We start from the raw sequence: 2,242 nt of genomic DNA, 5'->3' as shown, positions 1-2,242 counted from the left end.
AGGCATTTCTATTATCAGATTTACGATTTCTGTTTGATAAAGTCCTGCTGTGAGAGCAATTGAAGTAATAATACTGATCCGCAGGCATCGGCTTAGGAAACCTGCGAGGGGCATTTCTACTGCTCCTCGCATGATGAGCCATCCATAGACGATAAAAGCGATAGAGAGGCCGATTGATACGAAGGGCGTAATTGTAACGATGGCTTGTGAGGAAATATCCGTGACATATGTTCGTGTTGTCTGATCAATTTCACTGACAAGTTGCGTGAACATTTTGAAGTCCATGGCATTCCTCTTTACCCGATTTTTAGTTTTCTATCAGCTTGGAATAATAAGAGTGTATGTTGTGCGCTTCATTTGCATTTCTACAATTTGTTACAAGCGCTTTATTATTGAAGTTAGTTAGAGTAAATTGAGTATTTGTGTGTTCCTCTGGATTGTTGGAACTGCACTAAATATTATGCATTTCATCTTGTTTTCATGAGCATAAAGAACCAAGGACATAAACGAAACTATTTAAAAAACTGATTGTGATCGTATGGCGGGCATTGTTTTATTTGAACTTCCAAGAATTTGTATATTGCGTTGGCGTTTTAACCGGTTGATGAGTGCTTGTTCACTGTTGCGTAAATGCGCGACCATTTGTAGTTTTGTTGCTTCATTTTGAATCACAGCTAGCATGCCCTTCATACGCACCTGTAATTCGGCAATACCTTTTAAATCTTGAATTCTATCTATGTCAGTTAACATTTTTGCAATTTGTTCAAAACGATTTTCTGTTGCTTTAAAAGTCTGCAAAGCTACGACTTTATCTATGACTGCTGCATATTGACTGCGTGTATCAATAGATGTTCGTGCGTCACTTGTATTTTTAAAAGTATTGCGATGTTGACGCTCGTCTTGCATAATCTGCTTTAAAGTTTCCTGAACTTTTCCAGTTCGTTTATCTTGATCGTATATGTGCTGTGGATTTGGAAATAACAAACTTCCATCATCTTGTACTGACTTTGTACTTCTTGTTCGATTGCCTGTTATAGAATTATGTATTTTTTCTGTTATTCGCTCGAGATTTTTATCCTCATTAACAGTATTTTTCTCTTGTTCAGTATTTTGCTTTTGTAGTAAGTACGAAAATTCGTATTGCTTTTGCTGTGGCGCTTTTTTGGTTAGGGGAGGTTGCAGGATTGGCTTTTGTTCTTTTGGTACAGGGTAGGGTTCGTTACTCTTTGAGATTCCACCACCGTATCCACCACCTATTTGGGGCCCATTCATAAATGTATCTCTGATCATTTTTCTGAATTCATCATCGGTCAAAGCACGTATGAGCTGGTCATCTGGTAAGTCACTGTAACGAAATTCACGTTCAACATTGCTCTTCTCTATCCTTGTGTCGCTATGCAGTATTTGATTCGGCATTGCGATTGCTTTATCAGGTATTCCAAGAACTACACTTATCGCCGCTGTCATGATTAGCTTTTTCATATTTAGCTCCTTTTAATTTCCATATACTGCAGAAGGATTGATAACTATATCACTGAGTTATTGATGACTTTAAAATGTACCAATGAGTTCACGTTCCAAGCCGAGGCTTTCCTCATAATACCTGTTCAGTCGTTCGGCTTTTATTGGTTTTACTTGTTTTGTTGTCATATTGCTCCTCGCTGAATTTCGGTAGGGACTGTTTTGTTAATAGGCACACGATTCCAATTATTGGGTTGTTTTGGCTTTGGAGCGAACGTACCGCAAGCCGATAAAAGCCCAGCAATCAAAATTACAAAAATGACTGATTTCATTGTACCATTCCTTACTCAACTTTTAAATTTAATCTAACACTTTTTTATCATTATTTCAATTTTGATTATAAAGTATATGGCCTATGAGTGTCTTTATTTTTACGATTTTGTTTTTTATTTAGGCAAATGATTTGATAGTGCAGATATCCTTTATGGTATTTATAGGTCATTTGTTATTTAATTGTGCGATTGCCCTGTGAGGCCTTTCTTTCTCCTGCACTTGGGTTCCAGAGATGTCTGAAAGTAATGCCTTTTGCCAAAGTATTGGCAATGCTTGACAATTTGAGCAACAGCACAATGAAAATAATGGAGAGGATAAGCGCACCGCCAAGTGTGTAACCGACATTTTGCTGACCATCAAATTCCAGATCACTCATGTAATTTGAAAAGATATTCATCATCAAACTGAATATGGTGGCTAAGAGGACAACAAGAATTGTATAGTTCAG

4 protein-coding genes and 1 pseudogene are annotated in these 2,242 nt (G+C 37.2%); all 5 read right to left on the bottom strand.

Annotated elements, in window-relative coordinates; translation table 11 throughout:
* A partial coding sequence (locus tag O9A_RS07305; protein ID WP_034460391.1) for a type IV secretion system protein occupies positions 1 to 285 on the bottom strand: 285 nt, incomplete at its 3' end.
* 231 nt (positions 286 to 516) lie between these two features.
* The gene (locus O9A_RS08630) at positions 517 to 1,482 is read right to left on the bottom strand and encodes a TrbJ/VirB5 family protein (protein WP_342543804.1); all 966 of its coding nucleotides are present in this window, start codon (positions 1,480 to 1,482) and stop codon (positions 517 to 519) included.
* 72 nt (positions 1,483 to 1,554) lie between these two features.
* A pseudogene (locus tag O9A_RS08135) lies at positions 1,555 to 1,650 on the bottom strand (TrwG protein); the annotation flags it as partial.
* Complete coding sequence (locus O9A_RS07295; protein ID WP_034457874.1) at positions 1,647 to 1,793, bottom strand: TrwH protein; 147 nt, start codon at positions 1,791 to 1,793, stop codon at positions 1,647 to 1,649. The gene O9A_RS07295 and the pseudogene O9A_RS08135, both read right to left, overlap by 4 nt.
* A gap of 173 nt (positions 1,794 to 1,966) precedes the next feature.
* On the bottom strand, positions 1,967 to 2,242 hold a 276-nt coding region (locus tag O9A_RS07290), incomplete at its 5' end, for a type IV secretion system protein (RefSeq protein ID WP_034460389.1).

This window comes from Bartonella koehlerae C-29, assembly GCF_000706625.1.
Lineage (GTDB): Bacteria > Pseudomonadota > Alphaproteobacteria > Rhizobiales > Rhizobiaceae > Bartonella > Bartonella koehlerae.
This window is presented reverse-complemented; position numbering and strand designations above follow the sequence as displayed.

Excerpts from the sequence above, each read along its gene's own strand:
- O9A_RS07295 (WP_034457874.1), bottom strand. The coding sequence starts at position 1,793 with ATGAAATCAGTCATTTTTGTAATTTTGATTGCTGGGCTTTTATCGGCT.
- O9A_RS08630 (WP_342543804.1), bottom strand. The coding sequence starts at position 1,482 with ATGAAAAAGCTAATCATGACAGCGGCGATAAGTGTAGTTCTTGGAATA.